24 protein-coding genes are annotated in these 20,724 nt (G+C 38.9%); 18 read left to right on the top strand and 6 right to left on the bottom strand.

The features are described 5' to 3' along the window. The first annotated feature begins 357 nt into the window (after positions 1–357). The 7 genes from ACFVSW_RS14010 (at position 358) to ACFVSW_RS13980 (ending at position 7,123) form a co-directional block, all read left to right on the top strand. Positions 358–612, top strand: coding sequence for a hypothetical protein (locus ACFVSW_RS14010; RefSeq protein ID WP_387317003.1), 255 nt, complete (start codon positions 358–360; stop codon positions 610–612). 48 nt (positions 613–660) lie between these two features. Further along, positions 661–936 (top strand): carboxymuconolactone decarboxylase family protein, encoded by a 276-nt coding sequence (locus tag ACFVSW_RS14005; RefSeq protein WP_387317001.1) that lies wholly within the window; start codon positions 661–663, stop codon positions 934–936. Positions 937–1,222: 286 nt separating this feature from the next. Next, the gene (locus ACFVSW_RS14000; RefSeq protein ID WP_387316999.1) at positions 1,223–1,729 is read left to right on the top strand and encodes a GNAT family N-acetyltransferase; all 507 of its coding nucleotides are present in this window, start codon (positions 1,223–1,225) and stop codon (positions 1,727–1,729) included. A 155-nt stretch (positions 1,730–1,884) separates the two neighbouring features. Further along, a complete protein-coding gene (locus tag ACFVSW_RS13995; protein WP_387317394.1) occupies positions 1,885–2,568 on the top strand; it encodes a response regulator transcription factor in 684 nt (227 codons plus the stop codon). 1 nt (position 2,569) lies between these two features. Beyond that, positions 2,570–3,571: a sensor histidine kinase gene (locus ACFVSW_RS13990; protein ID WP_387316996.1), complete on the top strand. Its 1,002-nt coding sequence runs from the start codon at positions 2,570–2,572 to the stop codon at positions 3,569–3,571. A gap of 283 nt (positions 3,572–3,854) precedes the next feature. Continuing rightward, positions 3,855–4,538: an ABC transporter ATP-binding protein gene (locus ACFVSW_RS13985; protein ID WP_387316993.1), complete on the top strand. Its 684-nt coding sequence runs from the start codon at positions 3,855–3,857 to the stop codon at positions 4,536–4,538. Next, positions 4,535–7,123 carry an ABC transporter permease gene (locus ACFVSW_RS13980; RefSeq protein ID WP_387316990.1) on the top strand — a complete coding sequence of 863 codons (2,589 nt, stop codon included), beginning with the start codon at positions 4,535–4,537 and terminating at the stop codon, positions 7,121–7,123. The genes ACFVSW_RS13985 and ACFVSW_RS13980 overlap by 4 nt, the downstream gene beginning before the upstream one ends. A gap of 141 nt (positions 7,124–7,264) precedes the next feature. Here the strand turns inward: ACFVSW_RS13980 and ACFVSW_RS13975 are convergent, their stop codons facing one another. Both ACFVSW_RS13975 and ACFVSW_RS13970 read right to left on the bottom strand, forming a co-directional pair. Further along, positions 7,265–8,920, bottom strand: a complete 1,656-nt coding sequence (locus ACFVSW_RS13975) for a LolA family protein (RefSeq protein ID WP_387316988.1) — start codon at positions 8,918–8,920, stop codon at positions 7,265–7,267. Between the two features lie 19 nt (positions 8,921–8,939). After that, on the bottom strand, positions 8,940–9,473 hold the full coding sequence (locus tag ACFVSW_RS13970; RefSeq protein WP_387316986.1) for an RNA polymerase sigma factor: 534 nt from the start codon (positions 9,471–9,473) through the stop codon (positions 8,940–8,942). A gap of 319 nt (positions 9,474–9,792) precedes the next feature. Here ACFVSW_RS13970 and ACFVSW_RS13965 point away from each other — a divergent pair, with 319 nt between their 5' ends. The 5 genes from ACFVSW_RS13965 to ACFVSW_RS13945 all read left to right on the top strand — a co-directional run bounded on the left by ACFVSW_RS13965 (position 9,793) and on the right by ACFVSW_RS13945 (position 12,813). Then, positions 9,793–10,557: a hypothetical protein gene (locus tag ACFVSW_RS13965; protein WP_387316983.1), complete on the top strand. Its 765-nt coding sequence runs from the start codon at positions 9,793–9,795 to the stop codon at positions 10,555–10,557. 16 nt (positions 10,558–10,573) lie between these two features. Beyond that, complete coding sequence (locus tag ACFVSW_RS13960) at positions 10,574–11,089, top strand: GNAT family N-acetyltransferase (protein ID WP_387316980.1); 516 nt, start codon at positions 10,574–10,576, stop codon at positions 11,087–11,089. A 97-nt stretch (positions 11,090–11,186) separates the two neighbouring features. Next, complete coding sequence (locus ACFVSW_RS13955) at positions 11,187–11,693, top strand: GNAT family N-acetyltransferase (protein ID WP_387316978.1); 507 nt, start codon at positions 11,187–11,189, stop codon at positions 11,691–11,693. A 123-nt stretch (positions 11,694–11,816) separates the two neighbouring features. Next, the gene (locus ACFVSW_RS13950) at positions 11,817–12,266 is read left to right on the top strand and encodes a DivIVA domain-containing protein (RefSeq protein ID WP_387316975.1); all 450 of its coding nucleotides are present in this window, start codon (positions 11,817–11,819) and stop codon (positions 12,264–12,266) included. A 133-nt stretch (positions 12,267–12,399) separates the two neighbouring features. Continuing rightward, a complete protein-coding gene (locus ACFVSW_RS13945; RefSeq protein WP_387316972.1) occupies positions 12,400–12,813 on the top strand; it encodes a VOC family protein in 414 nt (137 codons plus the stop codon). Positions 12,814–13,030: 217 nt separating this feature from the next. Here the strand turns inward: ACFVSW_RS13945 and ACFVSW_RS13940 are convergent, their stop codons facing one another. Both ACFVSW_RS13940 and ACFVSW_RS13935 read right to left on the bottom strand, forming a co-directional pair. Next, positions 13,031–13,648, bottom strand: a complete 618-nt coding sequence (locus ACFVSW_RS13940; RefSeq protein ID WP_387316969.1) for an NUDIX hydrolase — start codon at positions 13,646–13,648, stop codon at positions 13,031–13,033. Positions 13,649–13,745: 97 nt separating this feature from the next. Further along, positions 13,746–14,144 carry a YbaN family protein gene (locus ACFVSW_RS13935; RefSeq protein WP_387317391.1) on the bottom strand — a complete coding sequence of 133 codons (399 nt, stop codon included), beginning with the start codon at positions 14,142–14,144 and terminating at the stop codon, positions 13,746–13,748. Positions 14,145–14,330: 186 nt separating this feature from the next. On the opposite strand from ACFVSW_RS13935, the gene ACFVSW_RS13930 reads away from it, so the two are divergent. The 3 genes from ACFVSW_RS13930 to ACFVSW_RS13920 all read left to right on the top strand — a co-directional run bounded on the left by ACFVSW_RS13930 (position 14,331) and on the right by ACFVSW_RS13920 (position 15,560). Continuing rightward, entirely contained in the window at positions 14,331–14,786 is a 456-nt protein-coding gene (locus tag ACFVSW_RS13930) for a DUF2269 family protein (protein WP_387316966.1), read from the top strand. Positions 14,787–14,816: 30 nt separating this feature from the next. Further along, entirely contained in the window at positions 14,817–15,017 is a 201-nt protein-coding gene (locus ACFVSW_RS13925; protein WP_387316964.1) for a hypothetical protein, read from the top strand. A 96-nt stretch (positions 15,018–15,113) separates the two neighbouring features. Further along, entirely contained in the window at positions 15,114–15,560 is a 447-nt protein-coding gene (locus ACFVSW_RS13920; RefSeq protein WP_387316962.1) for an NUDIX domain-containing protein, read from the top strand. Positions 15,561–15,636: 76 nt separating this feature from the next. Here the strand turns inward: ACFVSW_RS13920 and ACFVSW_RS13915 are convergent, their stop codons facing one another. Further along, the gene (locus ACFVSW_RS13915; protein ID WP_387316960.1) at positions 15,637–16,164 is read right to left on the bottom strand and encodes a YbaK/EbsC family protein; all 528 of its coding nucleotides are present in this window, start codon (positions 16,162–16,164) and stop codon (positions 15,637–15,639) included. 231 nt (positions 16,165–16,395) lie between these two features. Between ACFVSW_RS13915 and ACFVSW_RS13910 the strand changes: the two genes are divergently transcribed. From ACFVSW_RS13910 to ACFVSW_RS13900, 3 genes are all read left to right on the top strand, one after another. Beyond that, a complete protein-coding gene (locus ACFVSW_RS13910; protein ID WP_387316957.1) occupies positions 16,396–17,082 on the top strand; it encodes an AlkZ-related protein in 687 nt (228 codons plus the stop codon). Positions 17,083–17,176: 94 nt separating this feature from the next. Next, on the top strand, positions 17,177–17,827 hold the full coding sequence (locus ACFVSW_RS13905) for an MtnX-like HAD-IB family phosphatase (protein ID WP_387316955.1): 651 nt from the start codon (positions 17,177–17,179) through the stop codon (positions 17,825–17,827). Continuing rightward, the gene (locus ACFVSW_RS13900; protein ID WP_387316953.1) at positions 17,828–18,880 is read left to right on the top strand and encodes an iron-containing alcohol dehydrogenase family protein; all 1,053 of its coding nucleotides are present in this window, start codon (positions 17,828–17,830) and stop codon (positions 18,878–18,880) included. An 86-nt stretch (positions 18,881–18,966) separates the two neighbouring features. Here the strand turns inward: ACFVSW_RS13900 and ACFVSW_RS13895 are convergent, their stop codons facing one another. Then, positions 18,967–20,502, bottom strand: a complete 1,536-nt coding sequence (locus tag ACFVSW_RS13895; protein WP_387316950.1) for an ATP-binding protein — start codon at positions 20,500–20,502, stop codon at positions 18,967–18,969. Positions 20,503–20,724 lie beyond the last annotated feature (222 nt).

The following is a 20,724-nucleotide window of genomic DNA, read 5'->3' as shown; positions in this document are numbered from 1 at the left end:
GCTAACTGTGTTGGGCACCATGATTAACAAAGCAAAAAAATCCGGGAACCCTCGATGGCTCCCGGATTTTTCGATCAACCTGAAATCACTCTTTCTTCTAAACATAAAACCTTGCCAATTAGCCGGCAAGGTTTTTGTTAGAATTGAAACATTGCATAGCTTCTTTCAATGGGAACATTGTTCAGAAATATTACTTTATCAAACAGCATTTTGATCCACATATATTTATAAGGCTTTGTTACTAAAAGTGATAAATCGAGCTCGAAAAATATTAAAACAAGATAAGCATTTTTATTAATTATTTAATATAAATAATATGGTAATTGCTTTAGTCAGAATGAATTCAGGAGGATCAAAATGTCGTCTCGAATTAAAATCATAGATGAAAACAGTGCCAAAGGTATTCGGAAGTTGTTACTTAAACTGTTCAAAAAGCAATATGGGGGTTTCATTCCTAGTGTAATGAGATTATTATTAGTGGATTTAAAAATAGGGAGACCTGCTGGAAATTTGTATAAATACTTGAATTTAAAAAAGAACTCGCCAATTTCTCGTATGCAAAAAGAAATGATCGCAACCGTTGTGAATGGTGCCATTGGCGGGGCTCCCTGACTAATATTACACGCAACGGCAGTTCGCCGTATAACGGGAAATGAACATGTGAGTCCAGAGTTTGCCACAAATTGGCGGCAATTTGAATTAGACGAAGCTACAAAAACGTTGCTTTCTTATGCGGAAAAACTTACAAAAACTCCTTATTTAATTGAGAATCAGGACATCCAAGATTTAAAAAATGTCGAATTTGACGATGATGCCATTTACGAAGTCACAGCATTGATTAGTTTTTTTAACTTTAGTGGAAGAATGGAAGCGGCATCAGGACTTCCATTTGATCAAATTCCAGAAAATGCTCAATTTGCTGAAAGTCAAAAATAAAAATACAGCCACCAATGGAGGAACATATCTTCTTTCCTAATTTCTATTATAAAAAATCTGTGAATCCTTGATGGCTCCCGAATTTTTCGTCGTCTAGAAAACTTTAGAATCATTTAGGTGTAGACAAAGTTTTCTGAATCCACCGCAAGCAGCCTGACCCCTCGAGGTCAAAGAGCCTTCTGCACTAAAAGTCAAATCATTTACCTATTTCGCTATTGGGGTAATGTGGTAAAATAAACGGAAAACATAATGAAAAAGGCAAATTGTTGACTGGAGGGGAATAGAAATGGAAATTAGATTACTAAGCCCATCAGATGCGGAAAGTTATTGGGCATTACGTTTAGAAGCATTACAGCAAAATCCGGAAGCATTTTTAACAAGCTATGAAGAATCTGTAAAAAGAGAAAATCCAATTGAACAGGTTGCCAGCAACTTTACCACAGAAGGAAACTACACGTTTGGTGCGTTTGACAGTGGGGAACTTATCGGGGTTGTGACCTTAGTTTTGGATGAGCGAGCGAAAATCCAGCACCGTGCAAACATTTTTGCAGTGTATGTTACGCCAAAGAAACAAGGTTTAGGTGTGGGAAAAGCATTGCTCACAGAAGCCATCAATAAAGCGAGAACGATAGAAGCGATTGAAAAAATAAATTTATCCGTAACAGCAAGTAACCAAAAAGCGAAGAAGCTCTATAACAAATTAGGGTTTAAAACTTTTGGATTGGAAGAAAAGGCCCTGATAGTAAACGGTGTTTATTATGATGATGAATATATGGTCCTGCATTTGAAGTAAGTTAGTAAAATGAGAAGGGTGGGCTTGGAATTCCAAGCTCGTTTTTTTGATTTAAATAGTTACTGAGGGTGTCAGGCACCATGTGAATTTTTCACATGGTGCCTGACACCCTTTAATGCTGATATAATGACGATAGAGAAAGGCGGGATAAAATGATGAAAATTTTGCTTGTGGAAGATGATAGGACAATCGCCGCTGGGCTTGAATATTCACTGCAACAGGATCAATTTGCCACGGTTCTTTGCCTTGATGCAGCATCAGCAAAAAAGGTGATAGCTGATGAAATTGACCAATTCGCGTTATGTTTATTTGATTTATCCCTGCCTGATGGAAGCGGCTATGAGTTGTGTCAGCTTGTGAAGGAGCGAAGCGATATTCCCGTCATTTTTCTAACGGCGATTGATGATGAAGTCAATGTCGTGATGGGGCTCGACATGGGCGCAGATGACTACATTACCAAGCCTTTTCGAATTAGAGAGTTAATCTCAAGAATCAAAACAGTCTTGAGACGCTACCAAAAGCAGACGGCGACAAAAACGATAATAGAAATAGAAAATGTCCGAATTAATACGCTTGAAGGTAAGGTGTATAAAAATGGCGAAGAAGTTCTATTAACTGCCCTAGAATATCGCCTATTCCTAATCTTTGCGAACCATATTGGACAGGTTCTCTCACGTAGTCAGCTGTTGGAGCGGATTTGGGATGTAGCGGGGGACTTCGTGAATGATAATACCTTAACAGTTTACATAAAAAGACTGCGAGAAAAGTTAGAGGATAACCCACAACATCCGCAGATTATTAAAACAGTGCGCGGTTTAGGCTACAAGGTCGGTGATTAGCATGCTCCGAAATCGCGAGATTCAAATATTTATATTAACGATGTGTTTGCTAAGTTTTATCACCATCATAGCAGCGGCTTTTTTCTCGCTCGCTGCCACGGTACTTGTTTTTATCATTTCTGCCTTGTTAATTGGTTGCAGCTTATTATTTACAAGCTGGCGATATCGTGAAATCGAGAAGCTGTCTAGCTATTTGCGGCAAATTAGCAGTGGCGATTATTCGCTTGATGTCCGTGATAATCACGAAGGTGAGCTAAGTATATTAAAAAACAATATTTATAAGGTGACCATCATGCTATCGGAGCAGGGCTCCCTTTTACAGCAAGATAAAATTAAACTAACCAATGCGATTTCTGATATCTCCCATCAGCTGAAAACTCCGCTTACTTCGATGCTGATGATGGCCGATTTATTAAGTGATGCCAAGGTGCCCGCTGCAAAAAGAACCGAATTTACCCACAATATTCGCATTCAACTTGAACGGATTGAGTGGCTCGTTTCCTCCTTATTAAAACTTTCAAAAATTGACGCGGGAACGGTGTACTTTAAAAAAGAAGTGGTATCGGTGAAAAGGCTGCTGCAAAAAGCATTAGAGCCGGTTATGATTCCGATGGACATTAAAGAACAAACCGTTTCATTAGAAGGCAAAGATTCCGTCACCTTTACTGGTGACATTCTATGGACCACCGAAGCAATAATCAATATTTTAAAAAACTGTGTGGAGCATACCCTAGACGGTGGAAAAATTGACATTTCTTTTTCAGAAAATGCTTTGTTTACGGAAATTGTTATAGCAGATAACGGCAAAGGCATCGCCAAGGAAGATCTCCCGTATATTTTTAAACGATTTTACAAAGGAAAGAATGCTGGTGAGGACAGCATCGGCATCGGGCTTGCAATGGCACATAGCATCATTACCAGCCAACATGGCGATATCGAGGTTAACAGTAAGAGCGGAGAGGGTACCGAGTTTCGGATTAAGGTTTATAAGCAGGTAATCTAGTGAGAATAGCCGGGGAAGGAGAGTTACTCTCGGATAAGGGAGATATACTCTCGGATAAGGGAGATATACTCTCGGATGGGGTCACTTTACTCTCGGATAAGATTTTTACTCCCGGAAACAAGTGATTTACATGCAGAAATCCATCGCCCAAACTAGAGAAGCCCCCTTGTTTGCCGTTAAGTAGAATAGTGTTAAGTGACTAAACTGTCATTTTCCAGTCACTAGAAAGTCATTTTAAACAGATAAACTATGATTATCAGGAATACATGGAGGTTTTACCACAATGGATATTTTAAAAATAGAGAATCTGTCTAAAGTGTACGGAAAAGGTGAAACGGCAGTAAAGGCGCTTGATGATATTTCTTTTTCAGTAAAAAAAGGTGAGTTTGTCGCGATTATTGGACCTTCTGGTTCGGGGAAATCGACACTTCTGCATATGCTTGGCGGTGTTGACCGGCCAACAAGTGGAAAAGTGCTCGTCGACAATACCGATATCTACAACTTAAATGAAACACAGCTGGCCATTTTTAGACGGAGGCAAATCGGACTCATATATCAATTTTACAACCTAATTCCGGTTCTAACAGTTGAGGAGAATATTACCCTGCCGCTCCTCCTTGATGAACATAAGGTTGATCAAAAACAATTTGACGATATCGTCAAGGTTCTTAATCTGAAAAGCCGCCTAAAACATCTGCCTAATCAGCTTTCCGGTGGGCAGCAGCAGCGTGTTTCCATTGGCCGGGCATTGATTAGTAACCCTGCAATAATGCTCGCTGACGAACCAACCGGGAATCTAGATAGCAAGAATAGTAGTGAAATCATCGATCTATTAAAAATGTTCAATAAAACCTTTAATCAAACGCTCCTTGTCATTACCCATGATGAGCGGATTGCCCTCCAGGCTGACAGAGTCATTGCAATTGAAGATGGAAGGGTCGCTAAGGATGAGGTGATTCGTCCGTGAATATCGTCAATAAACTAACGGTTCGACATTTGAAGCAAAACAAGCGGCGGACGCTGGTGACCATCATAGGAGTTATTATATCAGTGGCTATGGTGACCGCCGTTGCCACGCTCGGTGTCTCATTTATGGATTTAATGCAAAGGCAGACGATTGCGAGTGAAGGAGAATGGCATGTCCTATATAAGGATGTGAACAAGGATCAGCTTGAAGCGATTAAAAACGAAGAAGCAACGAAAACAGTGGTAATTTCAAGAGATCGTGGTTATGCCCTTTTAAATGGATCTCAAAATGAAAGCAAGCCATACTTGTTTGTCAAGGAGTATAATACCCAAGGGTTTAAACAGTTTCCGATTGAATTAAGTAAGGGGAAGCTGCCCAAAGCAGCTGATGAAGTGGTGATCTCAGAAGAGATTGCCACAAATGCTAAAGTGGCATTCAAAATTGGTGACCGTTTCACCCTTGATGTTGGCGAACGATTCATTGAAGCTAACGAGTATCCACTAGAACAATTTGAACCATTACGAATGGAAAATGGTAAAATCACCGAAACCTTAAAAAATACAACAGCAAGAAGTTACACGGTCGTAGGCTTCATAAAACGTCCTACATGGGAACCAACATGGGCACCGGGATATACAATCATTAGCTATGTGGATGAAAGCATGATTGGAGTAAACGATACGGTCAATACGGCAGTTGTATTAAAAAAGGTCGAAAAATCCTTGTATACTCATGCGAAAGCCTTAGCAAAGAAAAACAAAATTGAAACATTCCAATTTAATAATAATTTACTTCGCAATTATGGTGTGATAAAAAACGACGGCTTGCGCAGCACAATTTTTTCATTATCGACGATCATTATGGCAGTAATTATCATAGGCTCTGTCTCATTAATTTATAATGCTTTCGCAATTTCCGTGTCGGAACGGTCGCGTCATTTAGGGATGCTCTCGAGTGTCGGGGCTACGAATAGGCAGAAAAGAAACTCAGTGTTTTTTGAAGGAGCAATTATTGGATTAATTAGCATCCCAATTGGAATAATTGGTGGTCTAGTGGGAATTGGAATTACCTTTTATTTCATTAACTCAATCATTCAAGGTGCACTAGGAATGACTGAAAAATTAACCGTGTCGATCACACCATTATCTATCCTTCTTGCTTGTGCCGTTTCGGTGGTGACGATCTTTATCTCAACCTATCTCCCAGCAATAAAAGCATCCAGGGTTTCCGCTATTGATGCGATTCGCCAAACTGCAGATGTAAAGCTTACACGTAAAGCTGTTAAGACATCAATGTTTGTTCGTAAGTTATTCGGAATTGAAGCGGAAATTGGCTTGAAAAACTTGAAAAGAAACAAACGCCGCTACCAGGCAACGGTATTTTCACTTGTCATCAGTATCGTTTTGTTTTTAACGGTCTCATTTTTCACAGCCAATTTGAAAAAATCGCTTGAGCTCTCGCAAAAAGGGGTGAATTATGATATTGAAGTTTCATTGTCCACAGCAGCTTCGGTATCAGATCAGAAACTGCTGAAATCATTCGCATCCCTAAAAGATGTGACAGAATCTAGTGTGATGAACAAATTATACGTGAACGCCTGGATAAACAAAGCAGAAGTTGCTGATGAATTCCGAAAGGCGGTATATAAGGATAATTTTGAGAACGAGAAATATCCTTATTTTATTCAAATACACACACTAAATGAACAGAACCTAAGAACGTATGCAAAAACGGTTGGAGCAGATTTTGAACAGCTTACCAACCCGACTAACATTACTGGCATTGTGATTGATACGATTCCTTTCAAGGATGAAGCATCAGGGAAATATATTGAAACGAAGGTCATTCATACGAAGGTTGGCCAAAGTATCGATTTAACCTATTCAGATCCGGAAACAGAAAAAGAAGTAAATTTTAATAAAGTGGAAATTGCGGCATTAACCGATCAATTACCAATGGGAATTTTACCTACAGAGATTGGCGGGCTAACTATTATCGTCTCAGAACAAGTCATGAACAAACTGGTAAACGAAAAGGTGAATGATAGGATTCAGACATTGCTTTACCTTAAAAGTAAGGATCCAATGAAAACCCAGCAGGAAATCGAAGAAATAAAAGACAACAAGATGTATGTACAGAATGTATATCAAGGCAGACAGCATGATGAACAAATGCTCTTATTAATGTCGGTCTTTACGTATGGATTTATTGCGCTGATTACAGCGATATCGATAGCGAATATTTTCAATACGATTTCGACCTCAATTTCCCTCAGAAAACGGGAATTTGCGATGCTGAAATCGGTTGGTATGACACCAAAAGGCTTTAACAAAATGATCAATTATGAAAGTATTTTTTATGGCATCAAGTCGTTGCTTTACGGAATTCCCATCAGCATTGCAGTGATGTATTTAATTCACAAGGCATTGATGAACAGCTTCCGCTATGGATTCACCCTTCCGTGGATGAGCATAATTTATGTGATTGCCGCCGTATTCATCATCGTCGGATCCGCCATGCTCTACTCCAGCGCCAAAGTAAAAAAAGAAAACATCATTGACGCACTAAAGCAGGAGAATATATAAAAAAGGGTGTCAGGCACCATGTGAATTTTTCACATGGTGCCTGACACCTTTATTTTGGCCGATAGGAAAGTATAACTTTCCTATCAGGCATAAGTGCAACTACGCCTCATGAACCGCCTAACGGCTCGCCAATCGGCGAGTTTACTTTGGGTCATAGCCAACGACGGTCCAAATTCCTGTGGTATCTTGTCTAACTAGCCGCTTTAGGTACACTTTCTTTATCGGGGTTTTATCACCGCCAACCTCAATTATTGCCTCTTTCCCGTTGTTTTGGATGACTTTCAAGTCCTCCTCGGCAATTGGATATTCTCCAGTGATCCCATTTGGAGAAATTTTTAAGCTGACAAAAACCTGTGCTGTAAATGCAGGATCGAGTTTCCATGGAGAGCTTCCTGCATCGACACTTTTCTGCGTATTTTCTTCCACGGTTATGTCGTAAGGAACTTCTACTTGAGGTTTCATCTGCTCATCAACAGCAGGCATTTCAAAAGCACCATTCGTTAAGCCCTTAACAAATGAGGCCAGTTCTTCTAATGGAGCATTGCCTACTACTGCAAATTCAAAGCCATCCTGCTGCCAGCGGATTGAGCTAATATCCTTTACACCCGCATAGAGACCGCCCCCGCCAAGCACTCCGGCATCCTCCTGAACAGGTGACTGGATTTCAGCGATCCCATTTTTAATTTTTCCTAAAATTGCCGTTGCGACAGGTTTAAACTCGCTTACAGACTTCCCTTGTGCAATGATAACCTTGCTCTTCTTATCTTGTGAGCTGTAATAAACTTTCACAAGATTTTGATTGGGGATAACCGCTAAATGGTCTTGCGTAAATCCGGCCGGGATGGATGTAGGTGTCTTTGGAGAAAATCCGGCCACTGCCTTTACTTCATTCATATCGGTTACTAATTGCTCAGGGTTAGTGTCAATCTCTTTAAAGCCTTTTGGTACATGATAAGCGATAAGTTCCGCAGGTACTGCCTCGCTGAAATCAATTTTTGTGTACGTTACTTTATATTGGATTGCATTTTGCATGGCCGTTTGTTTTTGTAACGGAAGGTTTGTATCTTTATCAACCCAAATTCGGTACGGGGCACCACCTTTAGGGGTTACCTCTAGAATAGATGCCTTCCTACCAGCTACAGTATCATCGCCAACCACTTTAGTGGACAAGGCATTCGTTACTTCCTTAATTTCATTTCCTAGTTCAAAAATAAACCGGTAAGCGTCAGGAAAGGCAGGAAATAGATGCACTTCCTTTTGGTCAGGTTGGAGCTGCCATTTCTGTTTGCCATTATTAACAGTGATTAAATCTTTATTTGGTCCTTCCAACCCTTTTATATAATACTGCCCATCTTTGTTTGCCCATACCTCCACTTTCCCTTGCGTGGTCGTTTCTCCGTTAGCATTTGTTTCAACAATTTCAAGGATTCCATGATAGGCTTTGACATCTTGGTACGCCGCTTCCATCGCATTCACGATTTTTGCCCCGCCAAAAGGTAACACGAGATTCAACATAAGGGCGAAAATGGCAGCGATACTGGCCACTCCAGTAAGCCACGCCCATTTTCTGTATTTGGCAGGCTTCTTTTGTGATACGTTTTCTTCCATCGCTTTCGTTAGTTTCTTTTGAAAATTAGCTTCCGGCATCGCTGGTTCCTTTAGGGTGCGAACCAGTCGAACGGTTTGAAAAAGATCCTCTAAATTTTCTGAATCAGTGTAACCTTCCAGTTCATCAGGCTTCCGCTCGGCATTCAAGCAATCAATATAATCGGATAATTTCTGTTCCTTGGAATCCATTTCATTTTCCCCCTTTACTCTAATTATTTGTTTTAAGGATCTCGGCAAGCAGCTGTAATGCCCGATGCTGCATCACACGAATGGTCACTTCTTTTTTATTCATGACTTTAGCGGTATCGGCTACCGAATACCCTTTAATAATCCGTAGCTCAATAACAGTACGTTGTTCTTTATTTAGTTGAATCAGTGCATTTTCTATTAATAGACGTTGTGTAGCTGTTTCTGCAGGATTTTCCTCCGTGTTATCGACTGGGTTAATCAAATCAATATTGACGGAGGTTCCTCTGCGTTTTTTCTTCCGCCACAGGTCACGCAAAACATTTAAGGCAACGGTTTTTAAAAAACCAATGTATTTTTCAGGATGAATAGTACCCCTCTGTAAATAAGAAATTGCCTTGACATACGTTTCCTGCGTGATATCCTCTGCTTCCTCACGATTTTGAACTTTATAATATATAAATCGATAGACCGGTTCCCACGTAGCCGAACAAATATCTTCCAAGGAATCTGTGGTACCATCGTTGTCTTGTTGTAAATTCTTAAATTCAGGCATTTATTTAGCACCTACTTTCTCTGCCAGGTTGTTAACAATAATAAAAACGTCTGGAGGTTCTCGGACGTTACATGTTATATTAAAAATTTTTGTTGTTAATAATATGCCGTTCTCCACCTTAGTGAAACTAAGACGAGTTTTCTCTCACTATTAGAGAATTTCTCCATTGCTCAGCTGTTAAAACAGGAAGCATGAAGGGGTCTTTCACTGCTTTGGCGAATTAAATAGGAAAACCTTATGGGTTTCTTGTCCCATTGGATTTTATTTAGAGTTTGTAAGATTTCTAGAAAGAAAAATCTCTAAAGTAGGTGTTTGAAATTTGTTTGCCCCAAATAGTATTCTAAGTACATGGAACAAATTTGATGATTTCCCCATGGAAACCTTAACAAAAGCATGGTTCCAGACAAAAAGTAATGATAAGAAACAACGAGATGTTTCCCTTATGTGGGAACACAGGCATCAGTTTGGTATAGCTGGTAATTGCTTTGACCTTGCCATATGGCTACTTGATGAATTTCAAAATAACGGGATTACAGCCTATCCAATTGGTCATAATCTAAACAGCAGCCATGCTCATGTGGTGGTGGTTGCACTAGATGAGGAGGGCAATCGGTTTTTGTGTGATTTGGGGGATCAATGGTTAAATCCCATTCTAATCGACGAAAATAACGAAGATTTTACTGAAGAGAAGCTTAGTGGTTTTTTTCCAGGAGCACAGGTTCAAGTTAAACAATGTGAAAAGTTTGTCGAAATATTCTATCATAGACCCAATGGTAAAGTATCCAAACAGATATATGACACTCAACCAATAGATGGGGACATCTTCATCAAGGCAGCTGAGTATTCTCAGAATTTAATTAAACCAAAGCCTTTGCTAGAGTGTAGAATACCATATAAATCTGAAGTAGCCCATTGGGAATTCTACGGCTGGAAGAGCTTTTTAAGCACGAGTGAAGGACAATTTCATGATACAAAGATCGATAGAGTAGAGGATTGGGCAGAAAGAATCCATGAAAAAACTGGATATGACATGCAATTTTTATTAGAAGCTTTAGAGATATATAAAGGGAATAACAATCGATAAATGTGGAGGTGTTGGAATGAAGATTAGAAAAGCCGTGTTAGCTGATGTCATTGGAATCGCGAAAGTCCATGTTGATAGTTGGAGAACTACCTATACAAATATTGTTCCAGACGAATATTTAAATAAGCTTTCCTATGAAAGCCGTGAGCAGTTATGGCAGGACAACATACCCAACGGGGGTGTCTATGTTGCAGAAACCACGGATGGAAAAATTGTTGGATTTTCATCTGGGGGCAAGGAGAGAACGGGTGAATACCCTGAATACGCAGGCGAATTATATGCCATTTATATTTTAAAGGAATACCAAGGAAACGGACTTGGAAAGTTATTGGTGAAACCAATTATTACGGAACTGCTACAGCAAAATATCTCAACCATGTTGGTATTAGTGCTTGAAGATAATAGCTCCCGGTTTTTTTATGAGGTGTTGGGAGGTAAAAAAATCGATACCATAGAAGTGGATTTTGCCGGGGAAAAACTATATGAACTTGTTTATGGGTGGGATGATATAAGAAATATACCTATAATTTAGGATATGAATGGTTCATCAGCCAGAAAAGCAGTTAACGGTCGATAAGATATAATGACACATTTACATAAGGGAAAATTTTTCAAGGGAGAGATAGGCATTGCTTATTAGAGAAATAAGAATAACAGATGCAGAAAACTTAGTGCGCGTTATTCAGCAAGTTGAGGCTGAATCCGAATTTATGTTGATGGAAGCGGGAGAAAGACAAATAACAGCTGAACAGCAAAGAAATAGAATTGAAAATATGAAAAAAAGTGATAACTCGACTATATTCATTGCAGAAAAAGACAACAATTTGTTAGGATATCTGTATGCGATTGGCGGCACTGCGAGAAGAACCAAACATTCAGCCTATATTGTTATTGGGATTCTAAAGGATTATCGAGGAAAAGGCGTAGGAACAAAGTTATTTACGAAACTAGAAGAATGGTCAATGGAACACAATATTCACCGTCTAGAGTTAACGACAGTCACTCAGAATGAGGCCGGAGTAGCGTTGTATAAGAAAATGGGATTCGAGATTGAAGGAACAAAACGCCATTCACTTTTTATTGCTGGGGAATTTGTGGATGAATACTATATGGCGAAGATTTTGAGAATAATGTGATTCAGTGTTTTGATTTGGGTGAAAACATTAAATGGTAATAAATGGATTGTTGCCGACGTAAGAAAATGTGGTTGGCAATAGATTTGTTTTTTATCATAACGAATAAAAAAAAGGGTGTCCACAATGCTATTTGAAAAATTAAAGGAATTTATTAATGAATATCCTAAATTGAAAAAAGTTTATCAATCTAAGCTCGATGAAGGATATACTATAACAAATATTTCTGCCAGGTCGCTCCCTCCTGAAAAATCGTTCGATATTAAAAGCATAGAAATTCACATGGAAAATACCAATGGTACAAGAATTGTAATCAATTACTGGGATGGAACTATAAATTTACTATCCGTTGATGAGATACCTTCTAGAAAAGGAAAAATTCACGATAATTTAGTATTAACTAAAGAAATGATACATGATAAGAATTTCAAAAAAAAGCTCTTTGGCGGCTACAATGAAGGCGCAGTTGATAGTTTTTTAGACTTGATTATTACAGATTATAAATTTATAGAGGATGTACTGATAAAAGAAAACAAACTACTTAGGGAAGATATCAAAGAATTGAGGGGTAAATAAACTTTCTATGGCTAGAAGGTTTACTAATATATTTGACCTAGTATTCATAAATAGTAATTAAATTTCTAATAATAAAATAGAGGAAAATCAATACCCAGCGTTTAGGAATAATAAAAAAAGGAGAAAAATCACTTTGACAAAACAATTTTGGATTAACTTGCCGGTAAAAGACATTAATAAATCAAAAGAGTTTTATGCCAAACTTGGATTTACTATTAATACTCAACATGGCAATAGCGATCAAGCGCAATTAATCATCGGGGATAATAACGCTGTTGTGATGCTTTTTCCTGATTCCACTTTCAAAAATTTTACCCAACATGAACTTGTCGATACAAAGCAAGCTACGGAAGTATTGCTTTCCATTGATGCAGAGAGCAGGGAAGAAGTTGATGAAATGGCTAAGAAGGCAGCAATGGCTGGCGGTACCATCTTTGGAGAGCCGGCAGCGAACCAAGGCTGGATGTACGGCTGCGGTTTTGCTGATTTGGACGGCCATCGCTGGAATGTGTTGTATATGGATTTAAGCAAAATGCCAAAGGAGTAGGAAAATGACTGCCCTAATAATCTGACTGGTTCGTTATACAAACAGTGTGGCGGGCTTTTCCTTTTGATAATTTGTGCTCGTGGTTTATTTAATTTATTGCCTAGAATAACCAGACTAAAAAACAATAAACCAAGATGTATTTTGACGAATTTCAAATACACCTTGGTTTTTTCCATTTTCAGAATTAAAACGAAGACCGCCAATTGTTATAATAGACCTAATCAAAATAGATGGGCTCTTGTGGGTTTTTTAAATAGTTAAAGGCCATTTCAATTTGTGATTTTGTATTCCGGGCTGTTGACAGCGGCGGAAGTTCGTTTTCAGCAAAGAATTTCACTTCGCTTGTTTCAATTCCCTCCGCAGCCTGCCCGCCAATAATCTCACATTGGATCAACATTTTATAAATGTGATAGGAAGAAGGCGGATGGGGGTGGCGTTTCATATCCATTACGGCTAACAATTTAAAGGCTTTCACATCAAATCCCGATTCTTCCTTAATCTCCTTAACAGCAACTTCACTTGGAGTTAGTCCAATATCAGCCCAACCCCCAGGTAATGACCAGCGTCCATCCATGTTTTCGCGGACCATTAATATTTTCCCTTCTTTAAAGACCACACCGCGAATATCGACTTTAGGCGTCGCATAACCCGTTTCACTAGCAAATAGATCTTTGATTATTGTCCTGTCCAAATCTGTATGGTGAGCTAAAATGTCCACGCTAATATTACGGATTAATTCAAAACGCTCCAAGTCATACACATCTTTTGAATAGGTTAATCCTGCTTGGGCAATGGATTGAAGCTGCTTTGCCCAACCCAGCCATTTCGGTTCCAATATCATCACTCCCTGCTTGTCTCATCATCCTAATATTATATTACCTCAACTGAAAATTTGGTTCGACTTTTGTACTAGTTCCGAAAAGAAAAGTGTGTCAGACACCATGTGAATTTTTCACAGGGTGCCTGACACCCTTATTAGTCTGAACCGTTTTTATTTTTGTGAAGAAATAATAGTATTTATAAAGGATGATGAAGAGAAGGATGCCCCTTATGATTATACTGTTGAGCAGAAAGAAGGGGATGGCAATCATCGCGTCTGCAAAAAGTAGAATGGTCAGTTTTTTTTTTAATGTCATGGCCCTCTCTCTAACAAAGCTTTCCAAATGACGCTGATAGATTTTTGTTCCTTTAAACCAGCGTTCAAATCGTTCTGAGCCTTTCACAAAGCAGAACGATGCTAAAAGTAAAAATGGAGTCGTCGGCAGAAGCGGCAGGATGATACCTAAAATCCCTAAACCAAGGGCGAGAAATCCACCGATAACAAAGAGAATCTTAACAATTTTATTGATGATGACAGCCCCCTTTTAGATTTCAATAATCTCCATTATAGCATTTAGAGGATGGAAATTTAATGGCTGAAAAAGGACAAATCGGCTCACAGGTGCCAATACCATCACTTTTAAGATGATATTTTTATGTTAAAATAGGAGAATGCAGAGATTGGGGGTTTCACACCTGTGAGTACTATTTATAACATCATTGTTTTCATACATATTTTTTCAGCGATTTTGGGAATGGGCCCGGGTTTTGTTTTAACGACTGTTGTTAAATCGGGGAATACGATGACCGAGTTAAGACATTCTTATATGATCAGGCATAAATTACATATATTTGTGATGATTGGGGGCATATTTTTACTCCTCACAGGTTTGGCGATGGGCTATTTAAATCCAAGTCTATTCCGAATGGGGTGGTATGTAACAAGTCTCGTCCTCTTTTTAGCTGCGCTTGCGATGGGTCCGCTCGTATTATCACCAAGGTCTAAACCAATTAAAGCACTATTAGAATCACATAAGGGCGAAGCCATTCCAGAAGAATATTGGCGCCTATCAAAAGTTCTATTTCGCTATGAAAACATGGAAAATGTAATTTTTCTAATCATTATCTCCTTAATGATATTAAAACCATTCTAATAGAAAAAAGGATTAAAGGTGGTTGTTTCTTTGGTAATCCAATCAAATATGACTTCAAAGGCTATAAGCGAAGTATGGGAAGAAACAGTAGAGGTTTTTCAAAAATACAATATTCCAATTACAGAAAAAACATTACAAGTATTAGTAAACGACAGCATTTTTCAAGAATTGTTAACTGAATTAAATAAAGTAGTAGGAAGTTCCAACACAACTTGCATAGAAGGCGGCTGACAAATGCCATCTAAAAAGGAGTAGGTTACTCCTTTCATACTCTTCTATTTCAATTAAAATAGTTGCATTTAATCCTTATCAAATGGAGTGGTATTTATGGGGTACTGTGAAGATATAAGAGAAATGATTGGGGATTCTCCACTAATCATCGTGCGGCCTAGTGTAGCTATCATTAATAATAAAGGAGAAATTCTACTGAGTCGAAACATAGGTGGGACGTGGACTATTCCAAGTGGAACTTTACAGTTAAATGAGTCAGTTGAAGAGTGTATTACACGAATTGTCTTTGAAAATATAGGCGTAAAGATAAAGTCGTTAAAATTGATTGGTGTCTATTCAGGCAAGGAATTAATAAATCGAGTCGATGAAAGGTACCATACTGTTGCAATTGGTTATTTATGTACCGAGTATGAAGGAGAAATAACTCCTGATCGTAATCAAGGAATAGAAGCTATGTTTTTTAGATTAAATCAATTACCCGAAGAAATCGAGCCTTTTATTCAGAAAAAATTAATTGCATTAAAAGGTCACCTAAAAAAATAAACCCCTCTTACAAGCTAATAGGGGTTTAATTCATCAAGAAACGATAAATAAAAACGCTTAGGGGTCTGAACAGCCCCTAGGCATTTTTTGTGTGCTGATTAATTAGAGTAACATTCTCTTCGGGCTCAGCTTCTTCCCAGCCTTTACAAACATCCACCCATTCCTTAGCAAATGAATAGTGGAAAATTTCCTCCGTTGTCAATTCGATGGCAGAGTTGGAGCTTCCGCAAGCCGGGAACAGGGTCTCAAATCGTTTCATTGAGACATCAAGGTAAACATCTAGGCTATTTTCCAACCCAAATGGGCACACGCCGCCAATCGCATGTCCGGTTTGTTCGAGCACTTCATCAGGATTAAGCATTCGGGCTTTAAAACCAAAGGTATCACGAAATTTCTTGTTATTGATTTTTGCATCTCCAGCGGCGACGATCAAAATGGCTTGTTCTCCGTCACCCCTGAATGATAATGTTTTCGCAATCCGGGCAGGGATGACGCCAATTGCTTCGGCTGCAAGTTCAACGGTAGCACTCGAGGTGTCAAATTCCATCACATCTACTTCACGATGCCACTGTTTAAAATGGGCTTTTACACTTTCCAACGACACTTTACCAACATCTCCTATCGGTATTTTTTGGATTTAAATAAAGAAAACTGCACTCCCTATTAATTTATCATAATTTTCACTCACATCTCAAAATTATCATACCGAAAATTCAGAACACAATGTATAATAGGTTTGGAATATCGTGGTAAATGGTAGTTTTAAATTTGGCACCTGGGTCCACAATGTTGTTAAGGAGAACAAGTAAGATAACTCATTAACGGAGAAAGTAGAGTGGTTAATTTGAAAGATTTTCAGATACATACATATGAAGAAGCCATTGAAGTCATAAAAGAAGTTGGTATGCTCCCATTGGCACAGCTCATCCCTGGTTACCCGTCGCTAGATAGCATTACCTTGAAAGAAAATTGGCATTCGGGTTCGGAATTAGATCCATGGATGTGGCGGGCTAAATTCCCGGTCGATGGTGTGGCTGCCTACGGAAAATTCATAAAGAAAAAATCTATTTTAATCTCAAGGGAACTCCTTCCTCTAGTAAAAACTATATTAGGATCACAACATCCGGTGAAAAAACGCTATGAGGATGGTCTCGTTTCAAGAGAGGCGCTGGAATTGTTTACGTTAATTAGCGGAGAAGAAGGCATCGATACAAGATTGCTAAGAGTCCAAGCAGGAATGAAAGATAAAGAAAAGAAAAAGCCATTTGATCACGCCTTGCTAGAGCTTCAAGGATCCATGGATATTGTTGTTTCCGGTACGAAGGCGAAAATGAATGATCTGGGAGAGAAGAATGGCTGGAGCAGTACATCTTTTGAAACGATGAGGTATTGGGCTGAAAACCACCATGTTGACGAGCGTACTATTGACGTTGAAACGGCAAAAGCAGAAATCAAGAACCATTTTGCAAAAATCTGCGGTCCAGAGTCAATGAAAGCTTTGGCGAAGGTTTTTAAGTTTTAATAGACTTCAGGGCCCCTTTCCTTTGTAAAATCCGCCTTTTGTGATATTTTGGGTATTATACAAAGGAATAACATTGACCATGGAGGGCTGCTTTGTGAAAAAATGGGCGTTTGTTTCGGATTTTGATGGGACGATTTCTAAACAGGACTTCTATATTGTGATGATGGACAAATATTTTCCGGAAGGCCGGGAACTTTATAAGAACTGGAAAGCTGGCGAAATCAAGGATATTGATTTCCTGGCGACGATTTTCAAGTCGATCAATCAAGAGGAAGAAAAAATTATCGAGGATACACTTGCCATCCCAATTGATGAATATGTTCCTGATTTTATTAAAAAGGTACAAGCGAGCGGTGCCGATTTTTATATTTTGAGTGCCGGTACAGACTATTATATTTATCATCTCTTAAAAAAGTATGGTGTTGAGAATGTAAAGGTTTTTTCCAATGAAGGGCACTATCGTGAGAAGAACGTCCAAATGAACATTGACAAAAACCAATGGCATTATTCTGAACGTTACGGAATCGATAAAACCAAAGTGATTCAGAAACTGAAGGAAGAGTACGAAACGATTTATTTTATCGGCGATAGTGAGCCGGATTCCCACCCTGCCCGGTATGCAGATGTTACGTTTGCAAAAAACGGCTTGCAGGACTTGCTCCGTGAAAAGAAGGTGCCATTTATTCCGGTTGAAACATTTAAAGAAGTGGAGAATTATTTGCTTGAAAAAGGGGTGCTGTCTTAAGTGTTGACACCTGTTACCAGTGTTCCGATTCCCGCAATTTTAGAAATAGGTAAGGGAACTGTTTTTAACCTTGATCGGATTTTGAAACAACATGGGTTTGCTAATGCTGTGTTCTTGTTCGATGATTTTACCTATCAAACGTACAGACAGGATATTCTTAACTCTATTTCCGATGTGAAAATTTCAGCTTTACTCATGACGTCAGATCTAGATATTCAGGACCTCATCAAAAAAGCATTCGAAATGGAGCGCTTTGATGTGGTGATTGCCATGGGCGGCGGGACGGTGATTGATTACGGAAAATATATTGCCTTTTCACGAAGGAGTCCATTCCTTAGCATTCCAACGTCTGCTTCCAATGATGGCTTTGCCAGCAGCAATTGCTCACTCATCGTCAATAAAAAGAAAACGACGGTTCCAGCGAGAGTCCCGTACGGAATTATTGCCGACCTAGATATTATTCAGCATGTCCCGAATCGGTTTATCCTAGCAGGGATTGGCGATTTGCTATCTAACATAACCGCTCTTTATGATTGGGAGTTTGAGGAACAGCATGGAGCGGCAAGGATGAACCATTTCGCCTACATGCTTAGTAAAAAAGCGGTTAATAGTTTTATTCGAACACCATTGACCGACATTCGCAATCCGATTCTTCTAAAGGAACTCATCAGTTCACTTACACTTGGCGGTATCTCGACGGTTATTAGCGGAAACAGTTCGCCAATCAGCGGCTCTGAGCATTTGATTTCCCATGCACTTGATAAAATCGCAAGGCAGCCGCAAATGCACGGAATCCAAGTGGGAATCGCAACCTACATTATGGCCAATGTTCAAGAACATCGCGCCGAGCGAATGATGAAAGTTTTCACAAGGACCGGCTTTTTCGATTATGTAAAAGGGCTTGGCTTAAATAAAGAAGAATACCGACAAGCCATCGAAATCGCTCCAACGGTGAAACCCAATCGGTATACGTATTTGCATGATGAGATTTATCGCCAAAAAGCACTAAGATTTTTGGACGAGGATGAGATGCTCCAAGAGATTTTTCAATAAAGAAATGAGCCAGGATAATACTCCGGCTCATTTCTTTCTATTATTTCGAATTTTCATAGCGACTAATAGAAAAATTGCAGTGTAGCTCACTGCGACTTTTGTCTGCCGTCAACTTCTTTCATTACTAAAGGAAGAATAATCTCAACCTGAGTACCCTCGTTAGGAACACTTTTTATCAAAATTTTCCCGCCATAAGAATCAATAATTCGTTTGCAGACGGTTAACCCCAATCCTGAACCATCTTTTTTTAATGTAAAAAAAGGTTTAAAGGCCTGGGCTATTTGTTCCTTCTGCATTCCGATTCCATTATCTGCAACGGTAATCAAACATGAATCGTCTTGTTTTCCTAGAATAATAGACAATCTCCCGCCATTTGGCATCGCCTGAAAAGAGTTCTTCGCTAAGTTAAGAATGACTTGCTTTAATTGGTCTTTGATACAAGAAACAGGAAGACCTTCCGAATGATAATGGATTGATAATTCGACATTCATAAAATTGGCTTCGGAATGAATAATCGGTTCAATTTCAGCGACAATTTCGTTGGCATAATAAGTTTTAAGCCTGTAGGCGGTTGGTTTTCCCAGAACAAGGAGTTCACCAACAATCGTATTAATTCGGTCAATCTCCAATTGAATCACTTCAAAATAAGTTTGTGCCTTTTCTTCCCGAAATTCCTCGCTTAAGAGTTTCACTAAACCTTTAATTCCGGTTAAAGGATTCCTGATTTCGTGGGCTGTGCTGGCAGCCAGATTGCCAATTAACTCAAGCTTATGAATTTCTATTTGTTCTTTGTCTTTGTTTATTTTTTTTCTCAATAATAAATGTTGGACCGATAAAAACAATATGTTCGTAATCGGTAGGAAAATGATGAAGTATTGCAACAGAGCTTTCCGAAAAACCAAATCGTTTTCAGAAGTGACATATGCAGAAATCGTCCAAGGTATCTGGGTCACTTCCATGCTGGATTTTACCGAGTTTTTTTCGGGAATGGAACCGGCCTTTATTAAGGTTTGCCCTCTTTCATCGGTAACGACAATCATTTCCTCGTTAATTAAAGTATTAATAGCTGCTCCTAATTCGTCTATCCGCAAGCTTGCTATAAGAACTCCTTTTACGTTTCCATAATCCACGATGGGTGTTGCAACGGAAATGATATATCTTCCCATGACCCTTCCGATATGGGCCTTAGATAAACTGGTTTGCCCCGTTTTTAGCGCCTGCTGAAAATAAGGACGATCACTCACATTGATTGGTTTGTTGATTGGATTTGAGCCGATTAACAAGTCACCATTGGAGTTAGACCAATAAAAACCGGAAAAACGGGGATCCTTTTCTTCCGTTTCTTGAAGTATTTTTTGTAAATCATCTTTGTTATTATTTTGAATTTTAATAGAGGTAGCGAGCATCTCTAATCTGCCCACTGTTTCACTCAGAAAATGCTCAATATTCATCGCATGAAAATCGGCAAACTCTTGTGCTTCGCTTTTATATTTGTTTTCAACAGAGCTAACCGTATGCTGTGCTAATACAAAACTAATAACGGCAGCAGGGACCAAAGTGAGAAATAGATAGATAAACCATTTCTTCTTCATAAATGATTTAACAAGGCGAATGAAAAACAAAAGGAATCTACCCCTCTAAATATATATATTATTACTATTTTACTATGATTTAGTAATTTCGAAAATAACTTTCTGTTTGGGTAAATGATTGATTAGTTTAGGTTAAAGCATTTGGTTTGGCCGAATCTGGACTTCTGTCAATAAAATAGATATTTATCCGGCTTGATTTGGCGTATTTTTTTTAACTTCCGCGCTTCGCTTGGAGGCCCCTGCGCAAAGGAA

The organism is Neobacillus sp. NPDC058068 (genome assembly GCF_042885335.1).
Classification (GTDB): Bacteria; Bacillota; Bacilli; order Bacillales; family Cytobacillaceae; genus Neobacillus.
This window is presented reverse-complemented; position numbering and strand designations above follow the sequence as displayed.